Below are 510 nucleotides of genomic sequence, written 5' to 3'. Positions count from 1 at the left end.
GCTTGTTGACGACCAGCGTTGCCAGCGCTTCGCCCTCGACGTCCTCGGAGATGATCAGCAGCGGCCTGCCGCTTTGCACCACGGCTTCGAGGATGGGCAGCAGTGCCTGCAGATTTCCGAGCTTCTTTTCGTGGATGAGGACGTAAGGGTCTTCCAGCTCGGCACGCATCTTCTCGGCATTGGTGACGAAATAGGGCGAGAGATAGCCGCGGTCGAACTGCATGCCTTCGACGACGTCGAGCTCCGTTTCGGCGGTCTTGGCCTCCTCGACGGTGATGACGCCGTCATTGCCGACCTTGTCCATCGCCTTGGCGATCATGGCGCCTACGCTGGTGTCGCCATTGGCGGCAATGGTGCCGACCTGCGCGATCTCTGCTGAGGACTTGACCTTCTTGGCGCGCGCCTGAATTTCCTTGACGACGGCGCTGACGGCAAGGTCGATGCCGCGCTTGAGGTCCATCGGGTTCATGCCGGCGGCAACGAATTTGGCGCCCTCGCGCAGGATGGAAG

General features: G+C 62.0%; 1 protein-coding gene. It reads right to left on the bottom strand.

Annotated elements, in window-relative coordinates:
- On the bottom strand, positions 1-510 hold a 510-nt coding region (locus tag NKJ15_RS32935), incomplete at both ends, for a TCP-1/cpn60 chaperonin family protein (protein ID WP_352819864.1).

The organism is Mesorhizobium sp. M0207 (genome assembly GCF_040321995.1).
Classification (GTDB): Bacteria; Pseudomonadota; Alphaproteobacteria; order Rhizobiales; family Rhizobiaceae; genus Mesorhizobium.
The sequence above is the reverse complement of the archived record's forward strand: the minus strand, read 5'-3'. Positions and strand labels throughout refer to the sequence as shown.